Here is a 2660-nt window from a genome sequence, read left to right as displayed (position 1 = left end):
TCACGGTCGACACTCCGGTCGCCGGTGCGCGCCTTCGTGACAAGCGCAACGGTTTCAGCATCCCGCCTCAGCTCACGCTCGGCACGATCATCAACGCGATTCCGCGGCCGTGGTGGTGGTATGACTTCCTCACCACGCCGAAGCTCGAGTTCGCCTCCCTCAGCACCACAGGGGGCACGGTGGGGGAGCTGCTGGATGCGGCGATGGACCCGACGATCAGCTACGACGATCTCGCGGTGATCCGCGACATCTGGCCGGGCAAGATCGTCATCAAGGGCGTGCAGAACGTCGAGGACTCGGTGCGCCTGCGTGACGCCGGAGTCGACGGCATCGTCCTCTCGAACCACGGAGGGCGTCAGCTCGACCGCGCGCCGATCCCCTTCCATCTGCTGCCGGAGGTGCGTCGGGCGGTCGGCGACGACTTCACGGTCATGATCGACACCGGCATCATGAACGGCGCCGACATCGTCGCCGCGGTGGCGCTCGGCGCGGACTTCACGCTGATCGGGCGGGCCTACCTCTACGGTCTGATGGCGGGTGGACGTCAGGGCGTCGACCGCACGATCGCGATCCTGCGCAGCGAGATCGAGCGCACGATGCGCCTGCTGGGTGTCGCGTCCCTCGCCGAGCTCGAGCCCGCGCACGTGACCCAGCTGACCAGGCTGGTTCCGGTCGCACGTGCCGCCGCGGAGGCCCGCGTGAGCTGAGATCCTGCCTGAGCGTCAGCACCCGGTGGGCGCCGGCTTCAGGACTGCGTGGCCACGGATCGCGTGCGTGGAGGCCACGGCACGAGCATCGATGTCGTGCGGCGGTAGTCGGCGTATGCCGGGTACTTCGACGCGGTGATCGACTCGGTGAAGATCGTCGAGCCGATGAACAGCACGGTGAGGAGCGCGGGTCCGATGATCGTCGGGTTCAGCACGCCGCCGATGACTCCGGCGCCACCCGCGACCGCTGCCGTCGCACCGATCGCGTAGAAGGCCCACCACTGCGCCTGCTCGAAGAAGAAGTTGGGGTGCCTGCTGTACCGGAACAGTCCGGTCGTGGCGAAGCCGGGAGGGAGGGTGCCGCCCGCCTTCTTCTTCCGCTGATGGAACACCCACTGCTGCTGGTCGGCGATCGTCTCGCCGACCAGGAACGCGAGGAACGCGGCGATGAACAGCGCATCCCATCCGGTGAGCGCAGACGGATTCCGGGCGGCGAGGGCAGCCGGCAGCGTGATGAGCACGAGCAGCGCCATCTGGTAGCAGATGATGAACAGCAGGTTGAAGATCTGGAACTGCCAGGGACGCATGCGTCCTCGGAGGATCGCCCAGCGGTAGTCCTCCATCCCGGTGTAGCCGCCCTTGCGGGCGAAGTTGAAGGTCAGCCGGGCTCCCCACGCCGTCGCCAGGACACCCATCAGGACGACGCGTGCCGAACCCTCGCCGTTCACGAAGGCCCCAGCGACGAAGATCCACACATAGGCGACGGGGGCGATCGACCAGGCGCGATCGACCCAGGAGGTGTCACGGGTGATCAGGGAGAGCACCCAGCAGGCCGCACTGGAGACCGCGGCGACGACGATGACGATCAGCAGGGCATCCATGACGCCATGCTAGGACCATGCGGCGGTGGCGTGCCGCACGGCACCATGTGGATCAGAGGGTCAGCAGGAGTGCGTCGAGTCTGTCGGCGGTGTCTTCCCAACCCTCCACGGCGATGGAGGGCACGCCGATCGCGAGCACCGGATAGTCGTTCCCGCCCTCATCGAGCCGGTCGCCGTAGAACAGCATGTCGGTGAGGGCGATGCCGGTGTGTTCGGCGAGCTGCCGCATGCCGAAGGCCTTGTCGATGCCTGCCTGGGTGATGTCGATGGAGGTCGATCCACCGGAGCGGACCTCGAGGCCGGGCAGACGTGCGGCGACGGCGTCCCTCAGAGCGCTCCGCTTGGCGCCCGTCGGGTCCCAGTCGTGCTTCGCCTCGCGCGGTGCGCGCTGCCCGAGTGCCGAGAACGTGATCTGGGATCCGCGGTCTTCCAGGATGTCGCCCCACGGCTCGGCTTCCCACAGCCCGAGGCGCTCGGCCTCCTCGCGCAGAGCCGTGAGAGCCGCCTGCTTGTCTGCGTCGCTGAGATCGTGCGCGTAGACCGGTGCGAAGTCCGTGCCGTCGTGGCGGAGGTAGCGGGTGCCGCAGGTGGGCAGCAGGTGCAGGCGCGCGAGGTCAGCGGCATCCGCATCGCCGAGTCGGGCGACGACCTGCGATCGGAACTGCGCCTCGTTGCCGCCGGAGATGATGGCGACGTCGACGGTGCGCAGGAGTGCGCGCAGCAGATCGGCGATCCTCGGGTCGATCAGACCCTTCGAAGGGGCGAGCGTGTCATCGAGATCGAAGGCGACGAGCGTGGGCGTGGTCATGATGTCTCCAGCTTAGAAGGTGGACGCTGAGAGGATCTCGGGGCGAGCAGCAGGGTGAAGACGACCGCGACGGCGACGCCGAGGATCGCGCCGGTGGAGTTGGCCACGACATCGTTCACGGTCGCCGCGCGGTGGGGGAGAGCCATGCGCTGAGCGGTCTCGATCATCGCGGACAGCAGCGGTCCCACCAACAGTGCGAGGAACCACACGCGGCGGGGGAGGAGCAGGAAGGCGAGGATGCCGACCGGCACGAAGACCAGCACG

Annotated in this window: 4 protein-coding genes; 1 reads left to right on the top strand and 3 read right to left on the bottom strand. The window is 68.0% G+C overall.

Annotated elements, in window-relative coordinates; translation table 11 throughout:
* Positions 1-707: alpha-hydroxy acid oxidase (locus tag DSP71_RS23760; RefSeq protein WP_258546423.1), on the top strand; the 707-nt coding region annotated here is incomplete at its 5' end.
* Positions 708-745: 38 nt separating this feature from the next.
* Here the strand turns inward: DSP71_RS23760 and DSP71_RS12545 are convergent.
* The 3 genes from DSP71_RS12545 to DSP71_RS12535 form a co-directional block, all read right to left on the bottom strand.
* Complete coding sequence (locus tag DSP71_RS12545) at positions 746-1588, bottom strand: DUF1295 domain-containing protein (RefSeq protein ID WP_113681258.1); 843 nt, start codon at positions 1586-1588, stop codon at positions 746-748.
* A gap of 52 nt (positions 1589-1640) precedes the next feature.
* On the bottom strand, positions 1641-2396 hold the full coding sequence (locus tag DSP71_RS12540) for an HAD-IIB family hydrolase (protein WP_058632091.1): 756 nt from the start codon (positions 2394-2396) through the stop codon (positions 1641-1643).
* Positions 2393-2660, bottom strand: a 268-nt coding sequence (locus tag DSP71_RS12535) for a VanZ family protein (RefSeq protein ID WP_147251312.1), incomplete at its 5' end; no start/stop codon positions are given. The genes DSP71_RS12535 and DSP71_RS12540, both read right to left, overlap by 4 nt.

The organism is Microbacterium sp. H6 (assembly GCF_003314775.1).
Classification (GTDB): Bacteria; Actinomycetota; Actinomycetes; order Actinomycetales; family Microbacteriaceae; genus Microbacterium; species Microbacterium oxydans.
The sequence above is the reverse complement of the archived record's forward strand: the minus strand, read 5'-3'. Positions and strand labels throughout refer to the sequence as shown.

Bases quoted from the DNA above. Each gene is read 5' to 3' on its own strand.
- DSP71_RS12545 (WP_113681258.1), bottom strand. From the start codon at position 1,588: ATGGATGCCCTGCTGATCGTCATCGTCGTCGCCGCGGTCTCCAGTGCG.
- DSP71_RS12540 (WP_058632091.1), bottom strand. From the start codon at position 2,396: ATGACCACGCCCACGCTCGTCGCCTTCGATCTCGATGACACGCTCGCC.